The 22,350-nt window shown below is 39.7% G+C and carries 15 protein-coding genes, 1 tRNA gene and 4 pseudogenes; 11 read left to right on the top strand and 9 right to left on the bottom strand.

The window, feature by feature from the left end; genetic code table 11:
• The first annotated feature begins 61 nt into the window (after window positions 1-61).
• From D2C72_05095 to D2C72_05060, 8 genes and pseudogenes are all read left to right on the top strand, one after another.
• Window positions 62-139, top strand: a tRNA-Met gene (locus tag D2C72_05095).
• Between the two features lie 105 nt (window positions 140-244).
• Window positions 245-1,500: pseudogene (locus D2C72_05090) on the top strand (NupC/NupG family nucleoside CNT transporter).
• Between the two features lie 11 nt (window positions 1,501-1,511).
• The gene (locus D2C72_05085; GenBank protein QEF43671.1) at window positions 1,512-2,753 is read left to right on the top strand and encodes a phosphopentomutase; all 1,242 of its coding nucleotides are present in this window, start codon (window positions 1,512-1,514) and stop codon (window positions 2,751-2,753) included.
• Entirely contained in the window at window positions 2,750-3,451 is a 702-nt protein-coding gene (gene deoD / locus D2C72_05080) for a purine-nucleoside phosphorylase (protein ID QEF43670.1), read from the top strand. The genes D2C72_05085 and deoD overlap by 4 nt, the downstream gene beginning before the upstream one ends.
• A gap of 489 nt (window positions 3,452-3,940) precedes the next feature.
• A complete protein-coding gene (locus D2C72_05075) occupies window positions 3,941-4,120 on the top strand; it encodes a hypothetical protein (GenBank protein QEF43669.1) in 180 nt (59 codons plus the stop codon).
• A gap of 154 nt (window positions 4,121-4,274) precedes the next feature.
• Window positions 4,275-6,200 carry an outer membrane protein gene (locus D2C72_05070; protein ID QEF43668.1) on the top strand — a complete coding sequence of 642 codons (1,926 nt, stop codon included), beginning with the start codon at window positions 4,275-4,277 and terminating at the stop codon, window positions 6,198-6,200.
• Between the two features lie 429 nt (window positions 6,201-6,629).
• Window positions 6,630-7,937: an NCS2 family permease gene (locus D2C72_05065; GenBank protein QEF43667.1), complete on the top strand. Its 1,308-nt coding sequence runs from the start codon at window positions 6,630-6,632 to the stop codon at window positions 7,935-7,937.
• 128 nt (window positions 7,938-8,065) lie between these two features.
• Window positions 8,066-9,288 (top strand): annotated as a pseudogene (locus D2C72_05060) (sugar MFS transporter).
• Window positions 9,289-9,562: 274 nt separating this feature from the next.
• Here the strand turns inward: D2C72_05060 and D2C72_05055 are convergent.
• From D2C72_05055 to D2C72_05035, 5 genes and pseudogenes are all read right to left on the bottom strand, one after another.
• Window positions 9,563-10,117 carry a hypothetical protein gene (locus D2C72_05055; GenBank protein QEF43666.1) on the bottom strand — a complete coding sequence of 185 codons (555 nt, stop codon included), beginning with the start codon at window positions 10,115-10,117 and terminating at the stop codon, window positions 9,563-9,565.
• A 121-nt stretch (window positions 10,118-10,238) separates the two neighbouring features.
• A complete protein-coding gene (locus tag D2C72_05050; protein ID QEF43665.1) occupies window positions 10,239-11,072 on the bottom strand; it encodes a glutamine ABC transporter substrate-binding protein in 834 nt (277 codons plus the stop codon).
• Window positions 11,073-11,120: 48 nt separating this feature from the next.
• Window positions 11,121-11,867, bottom strand: a complete 747-nt coding sequence (locus D2C72_05045; GenBank protein ID QEF43664.1) for an amino acid ABC transporter ATP-binding protein — start codon at window positions 11,865-11,867, stop codon at window positions 11,121-11,123.
• 1 nt (window position 11,868) lies between these two features.
• Window positions 11,869-12,540 (bottom strand): ABC transporter permease subunit, encoded by a 672-nt coding sequence (locus tag D2C72_05040; protein ID QEF43663.1) that lies wholly within the window; start codon window positions 12,538-12,540, stop codon window positions 11,869-11,871.
• A 1-nt stretch (window position 12,541) separates the two neighbouring features.
• Window positions 12,542-13,194, bottom strand: a pseudogene (locus tag D2C72_05035) (amino acid ABC transporter permease).
• A gap of 208 nt (window positions 13,195-13,402) precedes the next feature.
• Between D2C72_05035 and D2C72_05030 the strand changes: the two are divergent.
• The gene (locus D2C72_05030) at window positions 13,403-15,466 is read left to right on the top strand and encodes a carbon starvation protein A (GenBank protein ID QEF43662.1); all 2,064 of its coding nucleotides are present in this window, start codon (window positions 13,403-13,405) and stop codon (window positions 15,464-15,466) included.
• 342 nt (window positions 15,467-15,808) lie between these two features.
• Here D2C72_05030 and hofH read toward each other — a convergent pair whose 3' ends face one another.
• Together hofH and D2C72_05020 are read right to left on the bottom strand one after the other, a co-directional pair.
• On the bottom strand, window positions 15,809-17,224 hold the full coding sequence (hofH, locus tag D2C72_05025; protein ID QEF43661.1) for an outer membrane beta-barrel protein HofH: 1,416 nt from the start codon (window positions 17,222-17,224) through the stop codon (window positions 15,809-15,811).
• A gap of 307 nt (window positions 17,225-17,531) precedes the next feature.
• The gene (locus D2C72_05020) at window positions 17,532-19,169 is read right to left on the bottom strand and encodes a glucose-6-phosphate isomerase (protein QEF43660.1); all 1,638 of its coding nucleotides are present in this window, start codon (window positions 19,167-19,169) and stop codon (window positions 17,532-17,534) included.
• Between the two features lie 63 nt (window positions 19,170-19,232).
• Between D2C72_05020 and D2C72_05015 the strand changes: the two are divergent.
• A pseudogene (locus D2C72_05015) lies at window positions 19,233-20,392 on the top strand (MFS transporter).
• A gap of 7 nt (window positions 20,393-20,399) precedes the next feature.
• Here the strand turns inward: D2C72_05015 and D2C72_05010 are convergent.
• Both D2C72_05010 and ccoS read right to left on the bottom strand, forming a co-directional pair.
• Window positions 20,400-21,374, bottom strand: a complete 975-nt coding sequence (locus D2C72_05010) for an NAD(P)/FAD-dependent oxidoreductase (protein QEF43659.1) — start codon at window positions 21,372-21,374, stop codon at window positions 20,400-20,402.
• Between the two features lie 23 nt (window positions 21,375-21,397).
• Window positions 21,398-21,589 carry a cbb3-type cytochrome oxidase assembly protein CcoS gene (ccoS, locus tag D2C72_05005; protein ID QEF43658.1) on the bottom strand — a complete coding sequence of 64 codons (192 nt, stop codon included), beginning with the start codon at window positions 21,587-21,589 and terminating at the stop codon, window positions 21,398-21,400.
• A gap of 90 nt (window positions 21,590-21,679) precedes the next feature.
• Between ccoS and D2C72_05000 the strand changes: the two genes are divergently transcribed.
• Window positions 21,680-22,294, top strand: coding sequence for a DedA family protein (locus D2C72_05000; GenBank protein QEF44191.1), 615 nt, complete (start codon window positions 21,680-21,682; stop codon window positions 22,292-22,294).
• Window positions 22,295-22,350: the final 56 nt, after the last annotated feature.

Below are 22,350 nucleotides of genomic sequence, written 5' to 3'. Positions count from 1 at the left end.
AAGTTTAATTTTAATGGATTTTTAAGAAAATTTTTTGTATAATCTTATTCTTTTATTTTTTGTCAAGGTAGCTCAGCTGGTTTAGAGCGCTGGTCTCATAAGCCGGAGGTCGGGGGTTCAAGTCCCCCTCTTGACACCATGATTTGATTTAATCTTCATTTAATATCCGTTTAATCTTTTTTTTAGCAAACCTAAACTACAATAGCGTTGCATCTTTTAATTTCTTAACATTAGGGATTTGACGATGATTTTTAGCTCTCTTTTAAGTGTTGTAGGGATGGCGGTGCTTTTTCTTATTGCTTGGGTGTTTTCTGGCAATAAAAGGGCTATAAATTATCGCACGATTGTCAGCGCCTTTGTGATTCAAGTGGCTTTAGGGGCGTTGGCTTTATATGTGCCTTTGGGCAGAGAAATACTGCAGGGTTTAGCTAGCGGCATACAAAGCGTGATTGGTTACGGCTATGAGGGGGTACGCTTTTTATTTGGCAATCTCGCTCCAAACGCTAAGGGCGATCAAGGGATAGGAGGCTTTATCTTTGCGATCAACGTTTTAGCGATCATTATCTTTTTTGCTAGTTTGATTTCACTTCTATATTATTTAAAAATCATGCCTTTAGTGATCAACCTCATCGGTGGGGCGTTGCAAAAATGCTTAGGCACTTCTAAAGCAGAAAGCATGAGCGCAGCGGCTAATATTTTGTAGCGCACACCGAAGCGCCCTTAGTCATTAAACCTTATTTGAAAAGCATGAGCGATTCAGAGATTTTTGCGGTCATGTGCGTGGGCATGGCTAGCGTTGCGGGGCCTGTGTTAGCCGGGTATGCGAGCATGGGAATTCCTTTACCTTATTTAATCGCCGCATCGTTTATGTCCGCTCCTGGGGGGTTGTTGTTCGCTAAAATCATTTACCCGCAAAACGAAACCATTTCTAGCCATGCAGATGTTTCTGCAGAAGAGCATGTCAATATTATAGAAGCTATCGCTAATGGGGCAAGCACAGGGCTTCATTTAGCCTTGCATGTGGGGGCGATGCTTTTAGCCTTTGTGGGGATGCTCGCGCTCATTAATGGGCTTTTAGGGGTTGTAGGGGGATTTTTAGGCATGGAGCATTTGTCTTTAGGGGTGGTTTTAGGCACGCTTTTAAAACCTTTGGCCTTTATGTTAGGCATTCCTTGGAGCCAAGCCGGGATTGCCGGGGAAATCATAGGCATTAAAATCGCGCTCAATGAATTTGTGGGCTATATGCAATTATTGCCTTATTTGGGCGATAACCCTCCTTTAATCTTGAGCGAGAAAACCAAAGCGATCATCACCTTTGCGTTGTGCGGATTCGCTAACTTAAGCTCAGTCGCCATGCTCATTGGGGGGCTTGGCAGTTTAGTGCCTAAAAAGAAAGATTTCATTGCCAGGCTTGCTTTAAAAGCGGTGCTTGTAGGCACGCTTTCTAATTTCATGAGCGCGACTATCGCTGGGTTATTCATAGGGCTAAACGCTCATTAAAAGGACAAAACATGCAAAAAAGAGTGGTAATCTTATTATTGGATTCTTTTGGTATAGGGGCTAGTGAAGACGCTAAAGATTTTGGCGATTTGGGGGCGAACACTTTAGGCAATATCGCTAAGGCTTGTTTCAATAACCTGGCTAATTCTAACGATCGCAGTGGGGCTTTGAAACTGCCCAATTTAGAGAGTTTGGGTTTAGGTTTGAGCGCTTTAGAAGCCGCAAATGAATTGCCTTTGGGTTTCCAACCACAACCCAATTTAATAGGGGCTTACGCTTACGCTAAAGAACTCTCTAGCGCTAAGGATACGATTTCTGGGCATTGGGAGATGATGGGCGTGCCCGTTCTTTTTGAATGGGGGTATTTTAAAGACAAAACCCATTCGTTTCCTAAAGAAATTTTAGATGAAATCATGCACAAAACTAAGATTAAGGGCTATTTAGGGAATTGCCACGCATCCGGGACAGAAATCATTAAAGATTTAGGTGAAAAGCATTTAGAAACTTTATATCCCATTTTTTACACTTCAGCGGATTCGGTGTTTCAAATCGCTACACATGAAGAAAAGTTTGGGCTTGATCATTTATACGCTCTTTGTGAAGAAGCGTTTAAAATTCTAGAGCCTTTAAAGATCGCCAGAGTGATCGCAAGGCCTTTTATTGGCACCAATAGAGAGAATTTCAAGCGCACCGCTAATCGTAAAGACTATGCGATAAAGCCCCATAAAAAATTGCTTTTTGAAACATTCATTGAAGAAAAGCAAGGCGAAGTCATTAGCATTGGGAAAATCGCTGATATTTACGCCCATGTGGGGATCACTCAAAAATTCAAAGCCGGTAGCTTAATGGAATTATGCGATGTGACTTTAGATCAAGTCAAAAACGCCCCAAACAACAGCTTGATTTTTACGAATTTTGTGCATTTTGATAGCGATTATGGGCATCGGCGCGATGTTAGCGGGTACGCTAACGCTTTAGAGTATTTTGATTTGCGCTTAAAAGAGGTTTTAGACAATTTAAGGGAAAACGATTTGCTCATTCTTTGCGCCGATCATGGGTGTGATCCCAGCTTTAAAGGCACCGATCACACACGAGAATATATTCCTGTTTTGTTCTATCACAAAGATTTACAACCAGCCTTTTTAGGCAAGAGCGAGTCGTTTGCGGATATTGGGCAAAGTATCGCTTATTTTTTGGGATTAAGCCCCTTAGATTATGGCAAAAACTTATTAAACTTTAAAGGACAACCATGACCCCTCACATCAACGCTAAAATCGGCGATTTTTATCCTCAATGCCTTTTATGCGGCGATCCCTTAAGGGTGAGCTACATTGCGAAAAATTTTTTACAAGACGCTAAAGAGATCACGAATGTGCGCAACATGCTAGGCTTTAGCGGGAAGTATAAGGGTAAGGGGATTTCTTTAATGGGGCATGGCATGGGCATTGCGTCATGCACGATTTATGTAACGGAGCTCATTAAAACCTATCAGGTTAAAGAGCTTTTAAGGATTGGCACTTGCGGGGCGATTAGCCCAAAAGTTGGCCTGAAAGACATTATCATGGCGACTGGAGCTTCAACGGATTCTAAAACCAATCGGGTGCGTTTTTTAAACCACGATTTGAGCGCAACGCCTGATTTTGAATTGAGTTTAAGAGCGTATCAAACAGCAAAGCGTTTGGGTATTGATTTGAAAGTGGGCAATATTTTTTCAAGCGATTTTTTCTATTCTTTTGAAACGCATGCCTTTGATTTAATGGCCCAATACAACCACTTGGCTATTGAAATGGAAGCGGCAGGGTTATACGCCACGGCGATGGAACTAAACGCTAAGGCTTTATGCTTGTGCTCGGTTTCGGATCACTTAATCACTAAAGAAGCCTTAAGCCCTAAAGAAAGAATAGAGAGCTTTGATAACATGATCACTCTAGCTTTAGAGATGATGAGTTAGCCTTTTTTGTTGCCCCCATAAGTTAAGGATAAACTTTTAAGGAAAACCCTTAAAGCTAAAAGCCTTAAGGGAACTTTGGAAAAACTAAAGCTATCGTTTTACAGAAACTTCGTTTGACAAAACTATCGCTTCAATAAAACAACAACTTTACACCCCAAAAACGAAATTTCAAGGTATAATGTTTTCCAAGAGTTTTTACCATTTTCTGTTTTCATGGCAAACTCCCATTAAAAATTATCCCCATAATTGCACTTATGGGGGCGTTTATTTTACAACAATCTTTCTTAAAGCCCCAATCTAAATTAAAAAAGCAAAACCTTACCCCAAATAAAGAACGCTAAAAAGAATATTAGAGCTAATTTAAAAGAGTTTTTATAACCCCATAAGTTAAGGATAAACTTTTAAGGAAAACCCTTAAAGCTAAAAGCCTTAAGGGAACTTTGGAAAAACTAAAGCTATCGTTTTACAGAAACTTCGTTTGACAAAACTATCGCTTCAATAAAACAACAACTTTACACCCCAAAAACGAAATTTCAAGGTATAATGTTTTCCAAGAGTTTTTACCATTTTCTGTTTTCATGGCAAACTCCCATTAAAAATTATCCCCATAATTGCACTTATGGGGGCGTTTATTTTACAACAATCTTTCTAAAACCAAATCCCAATTAAATTAAAAACACTCTTACAAGCTTGATTGAGTGCATCAAAACACCCTAAAACTTTTTTTGAAATCCAATAAATTTATGCTATAATTAAACGCATTGTAAATAAATTCTCATTTTGATACATTTTTACAATAAAACATTACTTTAAGGAACATCTTATGAAAAAAACGAAAAAAACGATTCTGCTTTCTCTAACTCTTGCGGCGTCACTCTTGCATGCTGAAGATAACGGCGTTTTTTTAAGCGTGGGTTATCAAATCGGTGAAGCGGTTCAAAAGGTGAAAAACGCCGACAAGGTGCAAAAGCTTTCAGACTCTTATGAAAAATTAAGCAGACTTTTAACCAACAATGATGGCTCAGGCTCAAAGACAAGCGCGCAAGCGATCAACCAAGCGGTTAATAATTTGAACGAACGCGCAAAAACTTTAGCCGGTGGGACAACCAATTCCCCTGCCTATCAAGCTACGCTTTTGGCGTTGAGATCGGTGTTAGGGCTATGGAATAGCATGGGTTATGCGGTCATATGCGGAGGTTATACCAAAAGTCCAGGCGAAAACAATCAAAAAAATTTCCACTACACCGATGAGAATGGCAACGGCACTACAATCAATTGCGGTGGGAGCACAAATAGTGATGGCACTCATAGTTTTAGTGGCACAAATACATTAAAAGCAGACAAAAATGTTTCTCTATCTATTGAGCAATATGAAAAAATCCATGAAGCTTATCAGATTCTTTCAAAAGCTTTAAAACAAGCTGGGCTTGCTCCTTTAAATAGCAAAGGGGAAAAATTAGAAGCGCATGTAACCACATCAAAGTATCAACAAGATAATCAAACTAAAACGACAACTTCTGTTATTGATACGACTAACGATGCGCAAAATCTTTTGACTCAAGCGCAAACGATTGTCAATACCCTTAAAGATTATTGCCCCATGTTGATAGCGAAATCTAGTAGTGGAAGTAGTGGCCAAGCTACTACAAACACCCCTTCATGGCAAACAACCGGTGGTGGCAAAGATTCATGCACGACTTTTGGTGCGGAGTTTAGTGCCGCTTCAGACATGATTAATAATGCGCAAAAAATCGTTCAAGAAACCCAACAACTCAGCGCCAACCAACCAAAAAATATCACACAACCTCATAATTTCAACCTTAACACCCCTAGCAGTCTTACAGCTTTAGCTCAAAAAATGCTTAAAAACGCGCAATCTCAAGCAGAAATTTTAAAGCTGGCCAATCAAGTGGAGAACGATTTTGACAAACTTTCTTCAGGCCATCTTAAAGACTACATAGGGAAATGCGATGCGAGCGCTATAAGCAGCGCGAATATGACAATGCAAAATCAAAAGAACAATTGGGGGAACGGGTGTGCTGGCGTGGAAGAAACTCAGTCTTTATTAAAAACAAGCGCCGCTGATTTTAACAACCAAACGCCTCAAATCAATCAAGCGCAAAACCTAGCCAACACCCTTATTCAAGAACTTGGCAACAACCCTTTTAGGAATATGGGCATGATCGCTTCTTCAACCACGAATAACGGCGCCTTGAATGGCTTTGGCGTGCAAGCGGGCTATAAGCAATTTTTTGGAGAAAAGAAAAGATGGGGGTTAAGGTATTATGGTTTCTTTGATTACAACCACGCCTATATCAAATCCAATTTCTTTAACTCGGCTTCTGATGTGTGGACTTATGGGGTGGGTAGTGATTTATTGTTTAATTTCATCAACGATAAAAACACCAACTTTTTAGGCAAGAATAACCAGATTTCAGTGGGGCTTTTTGGAGGCATCCAACTGGCAGGGACTTCATGGCTTAATTCTCAATTTGTGAATTTAAAAACCATCAGCAATGTCTATAGCGCTAAAGTGAATACGGCTAACTTCCAATTTTTATTCAATTTAGGCTTGAGAACCAATCTCGCTAGGCCTAAGAAAAAAGATAGCCATCATGCGGCTCAACATGGCATGGAATTGGGCGTGAAAATCCCTACCATTAACACGAATTACTATTCTTTTCTAGACACTAAACTAGAATATAGAAGGCTTTATAGCGTGTATCTCAATTATGTGTTTGCCTATTAAAAACCCTCTTTTTTTAAAAAGGGGGGGGTTAAACTTCTAAAAAACCTTTAAAGCTAAAAATCTTCAAAAAACAATGATTAAATTCTAAAAAAGAAATTTCAAGGTATAATGTTTTCGCCACTTTTAATTTTCCATGGCAAACTCCTTTTTAGAATTTATCCCCATAACCGCTCTTATGGGGGCGTTTGTTTTACAACAATCTTTTCAAATTTAAAAAAACGCTCTCTTTAAAAACCATTAAAGAGTAAAATTGCCTTACAAGATGGGCTTTTTTGTGGTTTCCATTAAAAAAAGGGTTTTTTACTCACTTCTCTTGATTTACACAACACAATCAAGCGTCTTAAGGCAATTTAAAATAAAATAGTGCTAACATAACCCTAAAGCCCCTTATTAAATTAATCTATACCAAATAGTAAGGAGTTATCTAACATGGGGTTTTTCAAGCTTAAAGAACACAACACTAACATCGCCACCGAGTTTAGAGCGGGTTTAACGACCTTTATCACCATGATTTACATCGTGCCCTTAAACGCTCTTATCCTTTCTCAAGCCAACATGCCTTATGAAGCCCTTTTGAGCGCAACGGCCATTATCACTATCTTATCGAGTGTGTTTAACGGGTTGTGGGCAAACACCCCCATCGCTATGAGCGTGGGATTAGGGCTGTCAGCTTATTTTAGCTTTGGGTTAGTTCAGGGGCTAAAACTCCCTTGGCAGAGCGCTTTAGGCATCGTAGCACTCTCGGGAGCGATTTTTGTGATTTTGTCTTTCACTAAATTTAGAAGTTGGGTCATGCGAAGCATTCCTATCGATTTAAGGCGTGCGGTGAGCGCGGGGATAGGGGCTTTTATCGCATTTATTGGCCTTAAAGAAATGCATATTGTCGTTACCCATAAGGCTACGCTTGTAACCTTAGGCGATTTTGGAGATCCGCATGTGTTATTGGGGGTTGTGGGGATCATTTTGACTTTCGCGCTCTACACGCTTAAAATCAAGGGTTCTTTTATTATAGCGGTTTTAATCACTTCCATTCTCGCCTGGGTTTTAAAGCTGGCTCCTTACCCTAGCGAGTTTTTTTCCATGCCCGCTAGCATTGGCCCTATCGCCTTTCAATTAGACTTTAAAGGCATTTTTTTTGATGCGAGCGGGGCCTTCACTTTAGCGTTAGTGCCAGTCATCATCACTTTTTTTGTAACCGATTTGTTTGATTCTTTAGGCACGCTTGCAGGGATTGGCCACAAGACTGATTTTTTCAATGATGAAGAAAAAAATAAGGAATTGGAAAAGACTTTGGAAGCGGATGCGGTGGCTTCTTTAGGGAGCGCGGTGGTGGGCGTTTCTACCACGACCGCTTTTATAGAAAGCGCGAGTGGGGTTGAAGAGGGGGGCCGCACAGGGCTTACAGCGGTTTTTACCGGACTATTTTTTGTTTTAACGCTCTTTTGCTTGCCTCTTTTAAAAGCTATTCCTAGCAATGCGATTTATCCGGTGCTGGTGGTAGTAGGGGTTTTGATGTTTAGCGTGTTAGAGGGGGTGAATTTTAAAGACATGGCCATTAGCGTTTCCACTTTTTTAACCGTGGTGATGATGCCCTTAACCTTCTCCATTGCCGATGGCTTAGCCTTTGGCTTTTTGTCTTATAGTATCATCAAATTGGTTCAAAAAGACTTCAAAGCCATCAATTCAGGCATCATCATTCTCTGCATCATTTCTGTTTCTGTATTTATCTTTCGTTAAGCTCTTTTTAAGGGGCTTTGCATTTTTTACTCATTTCATGCCTCTTTTTCTTTATTTAGACAGATTATTATCTTAAAATAATTGTAATATCATTATTATTATATCAACTCAATAAAAAAGGAGAAGGTATGCAAAAAACTTCTAACACTCTGGCGCTGGGGAGTTTGACAGCGCTATTCTTTCTAATGGGTTTTATCACGGTTTTAAACGACATTTTAATCCCGCATTTAAAGCCCATTTTTGACTTGACCTATTTTGAAGCTTCACTCATTCAATTTTGCTTTTTTGGGGCGTATTTTATCATGGGGGGAGTCTTTGGGAATGTGATCAGTAAAATCGGCTACCCTTTTGGCGTGGTGCTTGGTTTTGTGATCACAGCGACGGGGTGTGCGTTGTTTTATCCGGCGGCGCATTTTGGCTCCTATGGGTTTTTTTTAGGAGCGTTGTTTATTTTAGCGAGCGGGATTGTGTGCTTACAAACCGCTGGTAATCCCTTTGTAACCTTGCTTTCTAAAGGTAAAGAAGCCAGAAACCTGGTTTTAGTCCAGGCGTTCAATTCGCTTGGCACGACTTTAGGGCCTATTTTTGGGAGCTTGTTGATTTTTAGCACGACTAAAATGGGCGATAATGCAAGTTTGATAGATAAATTAGCGGACGCTAAAAGCGTTCAAATGCCTTATTTGGGCTTGGCGGTGTTTTCGCTTCTTTTAGCGCTCATCATGTATCTTTTGAAATTGCCTGATGTGGAAAAAGAAATGCCTAAAGAAACGACGCAAAAAAGCCTGTTTTCGCACAAACACTTTGTTTTTGGGGCTTTAGGGATCTTTTTTTATGTGGGGGGAGAAGTGGCGATTGGATCATTCTTGGTGCTAAGCTTTGAAAAGCTTTTGAATTTAGACCCTCAATCAAGCGCGCATTACTTGGTGTATTATTGGGGAGGCGCGATGGTGGGCCGTTTCTTAGGCAGTGTGTTGATGAATAAAATTGCCCCTAATAAATACCTGGCTTTCAACGCCTTAAGCTCTATCGTGCTTATCGCTTTGGCTATTCTCATTGGAGGCAAGATCGCTTTATTCGCTCTGACTTTTGTGGGCTTTTTCAACTCTATCATGTTCCCTACAATCTTTTCTTTGGCTACGCTCAATTTAGGGCATCTCACTTCTAAGGCTTCTGGGGTGATTAGCATGGCGATTGTAGGAGGGGCGTTAATCCCCCCATTCAAGGCGTGGTTACAGACATGCTCACAGCAACCGAATCGAATCTGCTCTACGCTTATAGCGTGCCGTTGTTGTGCTATTTTTATATCCTCTTCTTTGCGCTTAAGGGGTATAAACAAGAAGAAAACTCCTAAAAAAAGGGGGGTTTCTCTCCCTACTTGTTTTCTCTCTTATTTTCTTTGGTTTTGTTTTAAAAATTGAAAATGCCAAAGGTGAAGTGCCCAACCGCTAAAGACGATTGGGATTTCTGCTTGGGTGGTTAAATAAGGTTTTATTTATCAGCGCTTGAAATCAAAAGGTACGCAAATTTTAAATTTTAAGATGCGATCAAAAATATCCGCAGTAAATAAGAAAACCTCCTAATCATAAAAGATTAAGAGATTTTAAGAATGAAGCAAAGAATAAAGACTAGTAAATGGGTTTAGCGCCTTTGAATTTATATTCCGTGAGAAACCCGGTCCCATCAAAATTACCCACTAAAGAGATTTTTGCAATATCACCCACTTGGCAATCCGTCTCTAAAATAAGATAAGGCACTTCATTTTGACCGATTAAAGTGATCACTTGGCCCTTTTTTTCACGACTTTGCTTAGGGAACTCTTTAGGATCAAGGCTTGTGGTATCGCCGGTTTGGAGCATTCTAAAAGCATAGCACATGCCATCATTGATTTGAGCGCTATAAATCTTGCCTTTTTTAACTTCTTTTCTAACCCCCGGTTTAAGCGCAATGCGTATTTCTGAATGGATCTCAGCTTCTTGCATTTTGCCCTTATAATCTCGCACCTGCACTTTATGCACGCCATTAGGATCTCCCTTTTTAAGCAAAGAATCTTCATAGCTGAATTTTTGAATGTCTAAATCCCCATCAACAAAACTCCTAGCATTAAGCTGAGTGCTCAAAAACCCCACACCCAGTAACCCCACTAACGAAAATTTCAAACAACGCTTATAAAAATAACTCATCAACAAATCCTTTCAATGTAAAATCAAAAAAATATATCTCAAAATGAAAAACAAAAAGATCACAAAACCGCTATTTTAGCAACAAAAACGCATGCTTTCAGCCAAAAAAGCCTAGAAGAAATCATTCAAAAATAATTTCTTCCGGTTTGATTCCATCGCCATAAACAGGCTCTAAAGTCTCTTGATAAGCTTCTTTTAAAAAGTCGCTAGAAATGAGGGAATCAATCTCGTTATTCAACCACTCTAAAAGCTTAGGGTTGCCTTTTTTAATCGCTGGAGCGATCACATCCTTATCGCCAAGGCTTGTAATGCCTAATTTAAATTCAGGGTGTTGTTTCACCCAAGCGAGCAACAAAGTGTTGTCATGGGCTAGAGCGGTAGCCTTATTATTTAAAAGGGCTAAAAAAGTCTCTGTGTTTTGCTCAAATTTCAAAAGTTTGATATTGGGGTAATTTTTAGTGAAATAAAAATCCGCTGTCGTGCCTTTATTCACGATCAACTCTTTATCCTTCAGCTCTTCTATATTTTTAATGACCCCATCTTTAGAAATCACTCCTAAAGCGACTTTCATATACGGCTTAGCGAAATCCACGACTTTTTCTCTTTCTTTAGTGCGCGTGAAATTAGCCATGATAATATCCACTTTATTGGCTTTTAAAAATTCCACCCTAGCTGAGGCTTCTACAGGAATAAACTCAATTTTATTCTCATCGCCCAATAAATCAAGAGCCATGCGTTTAGCAATGACTACATCATAGCCTTGATATTTCCCTTTAGAATCCACAGAGCCAAAAGGAGGCTTATCGCTAAAAACCCCCACCTTTAAAACCCCCCTTTGTTTAATGACTTCTAAAGCGTCCTTTTTTTCTTTATGGCTATCAGAACATGCACTAAAGACTAAAGCGATTAAAACTAAAAATAGCCCCCACATTTTAAAAAGCCCGTTCGTTTTCATAAAACCACCTTTTTTTAAAATTAAAACTATCTTTTTAGCAAACTTTATTTAACAGCTCCCTAAAAAATGGAAAGTTTCTAAAAATTTTTGCGCTCTTTGAGATTTAGGGTTATTAAAAAATTCTTTAGCGCTGTTTTCTTCAGCGATCTTACCGCTATCAAAAAACACGATTTTATGAGCGATTTTTTGCGCGAATTTCATTTCATGTGTTACAATCACCATGCTCATGCCCGTTGTGGCTAATTCTAAAATCACTTCTAAAACTTCTTTAACCATTTCAGGGTCTAATGAGGCGGTTACTTCATCAAAAAGCATGATTTTTGGCCGCATGCATAAAGAACGCACGATGGCTACTCGTTGTTTTTGCCCACCGCTCAATTCTTTAGGGTAAGCTTGTTGTTTATGCTCCAAACCCACTCGCTTTAAAAGCTCTACGGCTTGAGAAATGACCTCATCTTTGGATCGTTTTTGCACTTTTAAAGGAGCGAGTAAGATATTATCCAACACATTTAAATGCGGGAACAATTCATAATTTTGAAACACCATGCCTATTTTTTGACGCATTTGATTCCAGTTAGTGGCTGGCGTATTAAGGTTAGTGTTTTCAAAAAGGATTTCACCCTCATCAATCTTTTCAAGCCCGTTTAGGCATTTTAAAAAAGTGCTTTTCCCGCACCCGCTAGGCCCTAAAATCACTGCCACTTCACCTTTATTCAAAGTGAAATTAATGCCGTCTAAAACCAAATGGTTTTGATAGGTTTTTTTTAACCCTTTGGTTTCTAAAATCGCGTTCATTTTACCCTCTAATGTATTGGAATTTTTTTTCTAAATAGGAACTATACAGGCTCAAACTATAGCATAAACTAAAATAAAACATTAAGATAACGCCATAAACCACAAAGCTCGCATTAGGCATGCGTAAGAGGTTAAGCTCTATGATTTGCTGGCCCACTTTTAGCAAATCAATCGCTCCAATGAGAGAGACTAAGGCCGTGGTTTTAATCATGCGCGTGAATAAATTAAGGCTTGAGGGCAATAAAGACAAAAAGCTTTGAGGGAAAATAATATTAAAAATCACCTTTTTTGAATCTAAGCCTAAGGCTAGAGCGCTTTCTACTTGGTGTTTGCTCACGGAAGTTAAAACCCCTCTAGTCAAATCCATCATTTCAGCGCCCCCCCACAAGCTAAAAACAATAACGCTCGCTAAAACAGTGCTGATATGCAAATCAAACCAGCTCGCTAACCCAAAATACACGATAAACAGCCATGCTAAAAGCGGGATAATGCGAATGCTTTCTAAATACACACGACACGCCAAAACCATCATTTTAGAGCCAAACGCCATCAAACTCCCCAAAAGCATTCCAACAACGATTGAAACAATCGCAGAGCTAAGAGCGATTAAAAGAGTGGTTTCAAACCCTTCTAACAAACGCTTGAGATTGTCTAACTCTAATAAAACTCCCATTTTAAGCCACTTTCTTTTTAAAAGAACGCTCTAAAATCACAAACAAAGCGCTCAAAGGGAGCAAAGCGATCAAATAAGTGAGGCTTAACATCAACAGGCTTTCAGTCGTTTTATAATAAATGCCAATAAAATCTTTCGCCACAAACATGATATCGGTTAGGGCTATCGCGCCCACCACAGAAGTTTCTTTGAGTAAAAAAATCACATTCGCCCCTATAGAAGGCATAGAAACGCTTAAGCTTTGAGGCAGAATGATGTAATACATCATTTTCAAAGGGCTAAACCCCAAACTCAAAGCGCTTTCTCTTTGAATGGAAGCTAAGCTTTTAAACCCAAGCAAAAAACTTTGACTCATATACCCCCACCCAAAAACCCTAACGCTAAAATCGCACACTCTAAAGCGCTCAAACCGATTTCATTCAACCCGTAATACAAAAAGAAAAGCTGGATGAGTAGGGGCGTGTTCCTAGCGATTTCGCCATAGATATAGACGATAGGGGAGATAAAGCGTGTTTTAAAATACAAAACGATCGCGCACAAAAACCCCACCAAAAGAGAGAGCAAAATCCCAAAGAAAGAAATATAAAGCGTGAGTTCTAACCCCTTAAAAAACATAGGGATGGAGTGAAACATAAAATCCCAATCTAATGCCATAACGCTATACCTTAAAATTAATGACGCTTTAAAGCATCATGTTTAAAAACAGCTCTTATTTGCCCTAATTGTTAGAAGTTTGGAAACCCAAGCCTTTATGCGGGAAGTTTATGAGCCGTTTTTCTACTATTCAAAGAAAATTTGGATTATAATAAAAAATTGGCTGAAATTAACAACAATGATTAAATAATCATTAAATGGAGAGGACATGCAAAAAAGTTTAGTTTCTTTGGCTTGGGTCTTTGTCGCTATTTTGGGGGCGATCTGTTTAGGGGTGTTAGCCTTACACAAGGGTGAGAGCATTAACACGCTATGGCTTGTAGTAGCGAGCGCTTGCATTTATAGCATAGGCTATCGTTTTTATAGCCATTTTATCGCTTATCGGGTGTTAAAGCTAGACGATAGCAGAGCCACGCCCGCATGCGTAAGGAATGACGGCAAGGATTTTGTGCCAACCGATAAAGCCATCACCTTTGGGCATCATTTCGCCGCTATTGCTGGGGCTGGCCCTTTAGTAGGCCCGATACTGGCCGCTCAAATGGGTTACTTGCCCTCTATCTTATGGATTTTGATAGGCTCGGTTTTAGGGGGTTGCGTGCATGATTTTGTGGTGCTTTTTGCTTCCATTAGGCGCGATGGCAAGTCTTTAGGCGAAATGATCAAACTTGAAATGGGTCAATTTGTAGGCATGATCGCAAGTCTTGGCATTTTAGGGATCATGCTCATTATCATTGCGATTTTAGCGATGGTGGTGGTGAAGGCTTTAGCGCATTCGCCTTGGGGCTTTTTTACGATCGCTATGACCATTCCCATTGCGATTCTTATGGGGCTTTACATGCGGTTTTTCAGGCCGCATAAGATTTTAGAAGTTTCTGTTATCGGCTTTATTTTGTTGATTATAGCGATTTATGCGGGTAAATACGTTTCTTTAGATCCTAAATTAGCGTCAATATTCACTTTTGAGGCCGGTTCTTTAGCGTGGATGATCATGGGCTATGGGTTTGTGGCTTCTATTTTACCGGTATGGTTTTTACTCGCTCCACGAGATTATTTAAGCACTTTTTTAAAAATTGGCGTTATAGGGGTGTTGGTTGTAGCTATTGTTTTTGTCGCTCCGCCTTTACAAATCCCTAAAATCACGCCCTTTGTAGATGGCAGTGGGCCTGTGTTTGCAGGAAGCGTGTTCCCTTTCTTGTTTATCACGGTGGCTTGCGGGACGATTAGTGGCTTTCATGCTTTAATTTCTTCAGGCACGACCCCTAAAATGCTCGCTAAAGAAAGCGACGCCAGGCTAGTGGGCTATGGCTCTATGGTGATGGAGAGCGTTGTGGCCCTTATGGCGTTGGTGTGCGCAGGGATCTTGCACCCAGGGCTTTATTTCGCTATCAATTCCCCAGAAGTGAGCATCGGTAAAAATATAGCTGATGCGGCTTCGGTGATTAGCTCATGGGGGTTTAATATCAGCGCTGAAGAAATCAGTGAGATGACTAAAAACATCGGCGAAAGCTCCATTTTGAGCCGCACCGGTGGGGCGCCCACTTTTGCGATCGGTTTAGCGATGATCGTGTATCACATTTTAGGGGATCCAAGCGTGATGGCGTTTTGGTATCATTTTGCGATTTTGTTTGAAGCTTTGTTCATTTTAACCGCTGTGGATGCTGGCACACGAACCGCTCGTTTCATGATCCAAGATCTGCTCGGTAATGTTTATAAGCCTTTGGGTAATCTTAGCTCTTATAAGGCTGGGATTTTTGCCACTCTTTTGTGCGTGGCAGGGTGGGGGTATTTCTTGTATCAAGGCACGATCGATCCTAAAGGAGGGATTTATACGCTATGGCCTTTATTTGGCGTGAGCAATCAGATGTTAGCGGGCATGGCGTTGTTGTTGGTTACGGTGGTGTTGTTTAAAATGGGGCGTTTTAAGGGGGCGATGATAAGCGCCTTACCGGCAGTTTTGATTTTATTTATCACTTTTTATAGCGGTATTTTAAAAGTAATGCCAAAGAGTAATGATAGCGTGCTTAATAATGTCTCGCATGTGGCGCAAATGCAAATCATCAAAGAAAAAATGGCTACCACTACCGATGAAAAAGCGCTCAAAACACTCCAAAAATCCTTTTTTAACCATGCGATTGATGCGATTTTGTGCGTGTTTTTCATGCTTGTAGCGCTTTTAGTGCTGATCGTGAGCGTTAGGATTTGCTCAAACGCTTATTTTAAAAATAAAATTTACCCGCCGCTAGCTGAAACGCCCTACATCAAAGCCGCTTGAATAAAAAGGGGTTTTTAACCCCCCTTTAAATCCATAAAAAAAGTTTGACCCTGTTCGTGAAGCGTGCAAACACTAAAGACGTTTGGGATTTCTGTTTTGGTTTTTAAAAAGCTATCGCTTGCTTTTTTAAAAGCTCAATTTTGAAGATGATGAAGATGATGATTTTTTACTTAATGGGTATGATTTAAAAAAGGGCTTTTGCTTGAAAAGAAATTTTATAATAGATTAGAGGAACAGCGTTAAAAAACGCTTATCATGTTTTGTGATCATAGCATCAAAAAGACGTCTACCATATCATAGGGTAGCATCAAAATGACGCCCACCATATTATAGGAGACAGCATCAAAAAGATGCTACTAGAGCCGTGTATAACGCGCTCCTATCAGAATAAAGGGCGGGGAAGTCTTTAGGCACAGGCCCGTTTTCACCCGGTTTAAAGCCTTTGTTAGTATACACGCCATAATATGCAAGATCCACGCTACCGCTCAAATATTCATTGAATTTATAGCCTAAAGAGATCATCGCTCTCGCTTCCCAAGAGACCACTGAATTGGAATATTGTGTGGCGAATTTCCATGTGAATTTTTTGGCAAAATGAGTGCCGCCACAAGAAAGGAAAATGGTAGCGGCGTCTCTTTTAAGGGCTGTGCCTGTAAAACCTGCATAGACGCTGTTACTCCCCATGATCACACCGCTTGGATTCCCCATATTGCCTATCCAACCATTAGCGTTTTGAAAGACTTTATAAAAAGCGATGGAAACATTGTAATTGTTGATGTCAAAGCGTTGGCGGATGATGAGGTTTTGCCCGTTTTGAGTGGCAGGCGTGTCGTATCTATAGACCGGACTCCCATCGGATTTAACGATCATCCAAGGGTAGTAAATGGGAAAAAACCCTATGACAGCTGTATCAGAGCGAAAGCCTGTGCCGCTAAAATTAGGGTTAGAGTCCCAACCAATTTTAACGCCTGGAGCGTTAAAGATTTGAGGCGAAAGGTAATAAAAGCCTTCTATGAGGAAACGATGAGGTTTATAGGTGAGTTGCACCGCATGCGTGCCATAAAGCACCTTTTTCCCATGGCTATCATAACCTCCCTTATCGTTTTTGGTAAAGCCTCCGCTATAAGTGGTCCTAGCGGCAAACCAATCCATCAAAAACGAACCATAAGCGAACGCCCTCCCAAAAGAGCTAAACCAAGTCAAGCGTGCATGCTTGTATTGCCCAGAAACTTGAAAGCCTTGCGTTTGACCGCTTTTATAAGGCATAGTGGATAAATAGCGTCCGGCTTTTATTTCAAAATAATTCTTATAAGCGTATTCCAAATACGCATCGCTAAAGACATAATTGCGGACATTTTTGTTGTGTTTCATGTTCTGTGTTTCAAGGCTATCGGTCTGTAAGATATTCGTATAGCCCCCCATAAACCCATCATAATAACCAAAGAGGTTATAAGCCACAGAGCCATCTTCAAACTTCTTCGTGCCGTCATAGAAAATAGATCCCACCATGCCCCCTATTTTGCCTTTTAGAACATGGTCTGAAACCTTTTTGGGTAACAGACTAAAACCAAGCCCTAAATAGCCCGCAATCGTTGCGAATTGCTGCATAGGGTAGATACCTCTTTCTTTATTGATTTTATGCTGGTTAAAACCGATAGTGCTGGATTGATCCACAAAGCCGTTGAGCTTAGCTTCAAAACCTTGTAAAGAAGAGCCTAAAAATGCCCCAAAGAATAAAACCTGACTTGCCTTTTTCATGCATGCCTCCTAAAATGAGATTGATAAATGCAAATACTTTTAAAGATAAATCTATTCTTTAGTTTTTATTATTCTTAGCTTTGAAGTAATTATAATATGTAAAATAATGCGTATGATGAGAAAGTCAAGCTTTTAAAGGCTAAAAACGATTAATTTGTGGAAAATTTACTCTCTTTAAATTCAAATGGCTAATATATGGCGCTAAAATCCGTTATGATTGACGGATTATTTTGAATGGAACGCTTGAAAATGGGGGTTAAGCCTTGTTTTATCGTTTTTTAGGTTTTATCTGGTTATAAAACAAAGCCTATTGGTTGTAATTCTTATACAATTCTATTAAATGCTTAGTGGAGCTGTCAAAATAAGCGTTGCTTTTATGCCCCTCTAATTCTTGTAAAATCGGCACGGCTAATTCCTTCCCAAGCTCCACGCCCCATTGATCAAAGCTGTTAATGTCCCAAATAACCCCTTGCACAAAGACCTTATGCTCATAAAGAGCCACCAACGCCCCAATATTGCTTGGTGAAATCTTTTCTAATAAAAGGATATTAGAGGGGCGGTTGCCAAAAAACACCCTGTGGTGGGCCAAGTCTTTGGCTTCATCTTTATCTAAACCTTTAGAAAGCAATTCCCCAAGCGCTTCTTCATAGCTTTTGCCTTTCATGAAGGCTTGCGCTTGCGCTAAAACATTGCTAAATAAAATCTCATGATGACCTTTAGCGTTAGGCTTTTTATCCAAAGAGGCGATAAAATCAATGGGGATTAAATGCGTGCCTTGATGCAAGAGCTGGAAAAAAGCGTGCTGAGCGTTAATGCCCATATCGCCCCAAACAACAGGGCATGTGTCGTAGGGGATGATTTCGCCTTTTTTGCTGATGCGTTTGCCATTACTTTCCATATCCAATTGCTGAATGAATTTAGGGAAATGCCTTAAATACTGATCATAAGGAGCAATCAAGTGGCTTTTGGATTGGAAAAAGTTGATATACCACACGCCGATTAATCCCATTAAAACGGGTAAATTGCTTTCAAAAGGGGCGTTTCTAAAATGCTCATCCATCAAATACGCCCCTTTCAAAAGAGCGTTAAAATTTTTCTTCCCCAAATAGATCATAATGGACAAGCCAATAGCCGACCACAAACTATAGCGCCCCCCTACAAAATCCCAAAATTCAAACATGTTATGCTCGTCAATGCCAAATTGTTGCACGGCTTCTTTATTGGTGGATACCGCTACAAAGTGTTTAGCGATATGCTTTTCATCGCCACTCCTTTCTACAAACCATTTTCTAGCGGTTAGGGCGTTGGTTAAAGTTTCTTGAGTGGAAAAAGTCTTAGAAGCCACGATAAAAAGCGTGCTGGCCGGATTGATTTTTTCCAAAACATCTAAAATCTGCGTGCCATCCACATTAGACACAAAATGCATTTTTAATCTCGGGTGGCCGTAGCGTTTTAAGGCGGTGCAAACCATTAGAGCGCCTAAATCTGACCCCCCAATACCGATATTGACAATATCGGTGATCACTTGATTGGTATAGCCTAGTCTTTTACCGCTCCTCACGCTATCGCTAAAGGCTCGCATGCGTTTTAAAACGCTCCTAATACTTTTTAACACTTCCATGTTATCTAGTAAAATTTCAGTGTCATTCAAGCTTCTTAAGGCGGTGTGTAAAACGGCCCTTTTTTCGGTGGTGTTGATTTTTTCGCCCTTAAACATCGCTTCAATCTTTTCTTTTAAAGAGCAGTCATTCGCTAATTCAAAAAGAAGCTTTAAAGTGGTATCGTTCAGGCGGTTTTTGGAATAATCCAAACTCAAGCTTTCCAATTGCACGAAATAACGGCTCGCTCGCTCTTTGTCTTTAAAAAACCAATCGCGCATATGCACTTCTTTGATTTCTTCATAATGTTTGAGTAATTTTGGATAAGTTTTTAATTGGGTTAGCATCAATACCCCTTAAATAAAAGATATAACGCTGTATTATAAGCTAGTTTTAATTACAATTTTCAAATGTTAAGAAAAAACATTTTAGCTTACTATGGGGCGAATTTTCTCTTAATCATCGCTCAAAGCTTACCCCATGCGATTTTAACCCCCTTGTTGCTTTCTAAAGGGCTTAGTTTGAGTGAAATTTTGCTCGTGCAAACCTTTTTCAGTTTTTGCGTGCTGGTGGCTGAATACCCGAGCGGTGTTTTAGCGGATTTGATGAGCCGGAAAAATTTATTCCTGGTTTCTAATGTGTTTTTAATCGCTAGTTTTTCGTTTGTGCTGTTTTTTGATAGTTTTATTCTCATGCTTTTAGCGTGGGGGTTGTATGGTTTGTATAGCGCATGCTCTAGCGGCACGATTGAGGCTTCACTCATCACAGACATTAAGGAAAACAAAAAGGATTTGTCCCGGTTTTTAGCCAAAAACAATCAAATTACTTATTTAGGCATGATTATAGGGAGTTCTTTGGGATCGTTTTTGTATCTCAAAGTCCATGCGATGCTGTATGTCGTGGGGATTTTTTAATCATGCTCTGCGCACTAACGATCGTAATTTATTTTAAAGAAAAAGAAGAGGATTTTAAAAGCCAAAAAAGCCTGAAACTCCTTAAAGAGCAAGTCAAAGGCAGTCTTAAAGAGCTTAAAGATAACCCCAAGCTTAAAATTTTATTAGTGGGGCATTTGATTACGCCCATCTTTTTTATGAGCCATTTTCAAATGTGGCAAGCGTATTTTTTAAAACAAGGCGTTAAAGAGCAATACCTTTTTATGTTTTATATCGCTTTTCAAGTGATTTCTATCCTCATTCATTTTTTAAAAGCCAAAAATTACAGCCAAAAAATCGCCTTGAGTTCGATTTTGGTGTTGCTAGGCGTTAGCCCCTTATTGCTTAGCAATATCCCTTATTGTTTCATAGGGGTGTATGCACTCATGGTGGCGTTTTTCACTTACATGAGTTATTGCTTGGGGTATCAATTCTCCAAATTTGTTTCTAAAAACAACATTTCATCGCTCTCATCGCTTTTATCAAGCTGTGTGCGCGTGGTCTCTGTGCTAATCTTATCGCTCAGCAGTTTGGAACTGCGTTACTTCTCGCCCCTAACTATCATCACCATGCATTTTGCCCTAACGCTTCTCATTCTCTTTTTCTTTTTGTATAAGGCTAAGCCGTTTGATGAGTGAATTTGCTTTAAGATTGTAACCTTTTAGCGATTTCTATAGCAACATCATAGCCATGGTTTAAAGCGGTAGCGATGCTCGCTCCTGATTTGAATAAAATATCGCCCACGATGAACAAATTAGGGATATTGTTGCTCTCTAAATTTTCTTTCACTACAGGGATATTGGTGCTAGGATCTAATTCTAAAGAACAGCGTTTAAAAAATTCTAAAGGGGTAGAGCCGCCGATCGCATACAGCAAGCGATCAAAACTCTCGCTCGTGTTATCGGTGAAGTTAACCTTAATCTGAGCCCCATCTTCTTCTAGGCTTTCAATATCCACTCCAAGCTTGCTTTTAAGCGTGTTGTTGTCTAGGACTTCTTGCAAGTTTTTAGCGTTGTCTTCATTGATGCGGCTGAATTCTTTTTTGCGGTAATTGAGGGTGGTAGGGGTGGTTTTGCACAAAGCAATGGCGTATTCCACCGCTGAATTGCCTCCGCCGATCACAAGGGTTTTTTCATTTTCCTTACAATCATTGATGCTAAAAACCACTTGTTTAGAGAGCGCAACAGGGATTTTGTAAGTAGTAGGGCGGTTTGGCTGGCCCATTTTCCCGATCGCAACCACCACAAATTTAGCATGATAGGTTGTGTTAGAAGTGGTGGTGATTTTAAAGTATTCGCCTTCTTTTTTCACGCTCTCAATATCGGTTTTATAGCTTGGCGTGATGCGATGCTCTTTTAAAAGACTAGTGAAATTCTCTAAAGTCTCTTCTTTAAAGCTGTCTTTAAAAGGGATATGCCCTTTAAGCTCTACGACTTGCTTTTTATAATCTTTATCAATCCTTTTACCGGCTTTATAAAACTTTTCCAACATGCCTGAATGGCTTTCGGTTTTTTCGCATAAAAGCACTTTTTTAACGCCGGCTATTTCGCATTCTACGGCCGTGGCAATGCCCCCAGGCCCTGCACCCACTATCAACACATCTAAAATTTCTTGGTCCATTCCTATCCTTTTATTTTAATTTTTTAATTCTTTTGGCGTTTTTCTTGTAAAATCGCTTCGTTCAAATCGCTCGCGCTGTCATACAACACGCTTTCAAGCATGCGTTTTTCATCGTCAAACTGACCGCTTTTAACCCCCCATAAAAACGCTATTAAGCCTACCAATCCCATAAGCACTGAGACAACTAACATGATGGTTAAAATTTCTGTATTCATCTCTATATCTTTTAGGTTATTAAGATAATGCTGTCATTATACTAAAAGATAGCGTTTAAATCACCAATAGGTTGAATAAGTTTGGATAACATGAAAATAAAAACGAATCAAAAGAGGGTTTTTATGCAAGAAGCGTTGTTGCGTTTTCAAGAGGGTTTTAAGGAGTGGGGTTATCTTATTTTGTTTTTGTATTCTTTGGGGGGTGGGTATGTGGGGATTGTCATCGCTTCTATTTTGAGCGCTACCACGCACGCTTTAGATATAAAAATAACCATTCTTGTCGCTTTTTTAGGGAATATGGTAGGGAGTGGGGCTCTTGTAGTTTTTGCCCGCTATCAAAAAAGAGAGTTTTTAAAGTATTTCCAAAAGCATAGAAGAAAGCTTGCTTTGGCGAGTTTGTGGGTGAAACGCTACGCTTTTTTAATGATTTTTGTCAATAAATATTTGTATGGGATTAAAAGCGTTATGCCTTTGGCAATTGGTTTTAGCAAATACCCTTTAAAAAGGTTTTTATGGCTTAATGTTTTGTCCAGTTTTTTGTGGGCGCTAATCGTGGGGAGCGTTTCTTTTAAAGCGAGCGATTGGGTGAAAACGCTGTATGAAAGGCTTTCTCATTACACTTCGTTTTTTGTCATAAGTTTTGTTCTTATAGCGCTTTTAATATGGTTTTTATTGAAACGATATTCGTGCAAAATGGGTTTTTAAGCAAGATGTTTAATTAAATGCGCTAAACTACGCCCACAAGCATTCGCTAAAAGCGG

It is taken from the genome of Helicobacter pylori (genome assembly GCA_008032955.1).
Lineage (GTDB): Bacteria > Campylobacterota > Campylobacteria > Campylobacterales > Helicobacteraceae > Helicobacter > Helicobacter pylori_DC.
The sequence above is the reverse complement of the archived record's forward strand: the minus strand, read 5'-3'. Positions and strand labels throughout refer to the sequence as shown.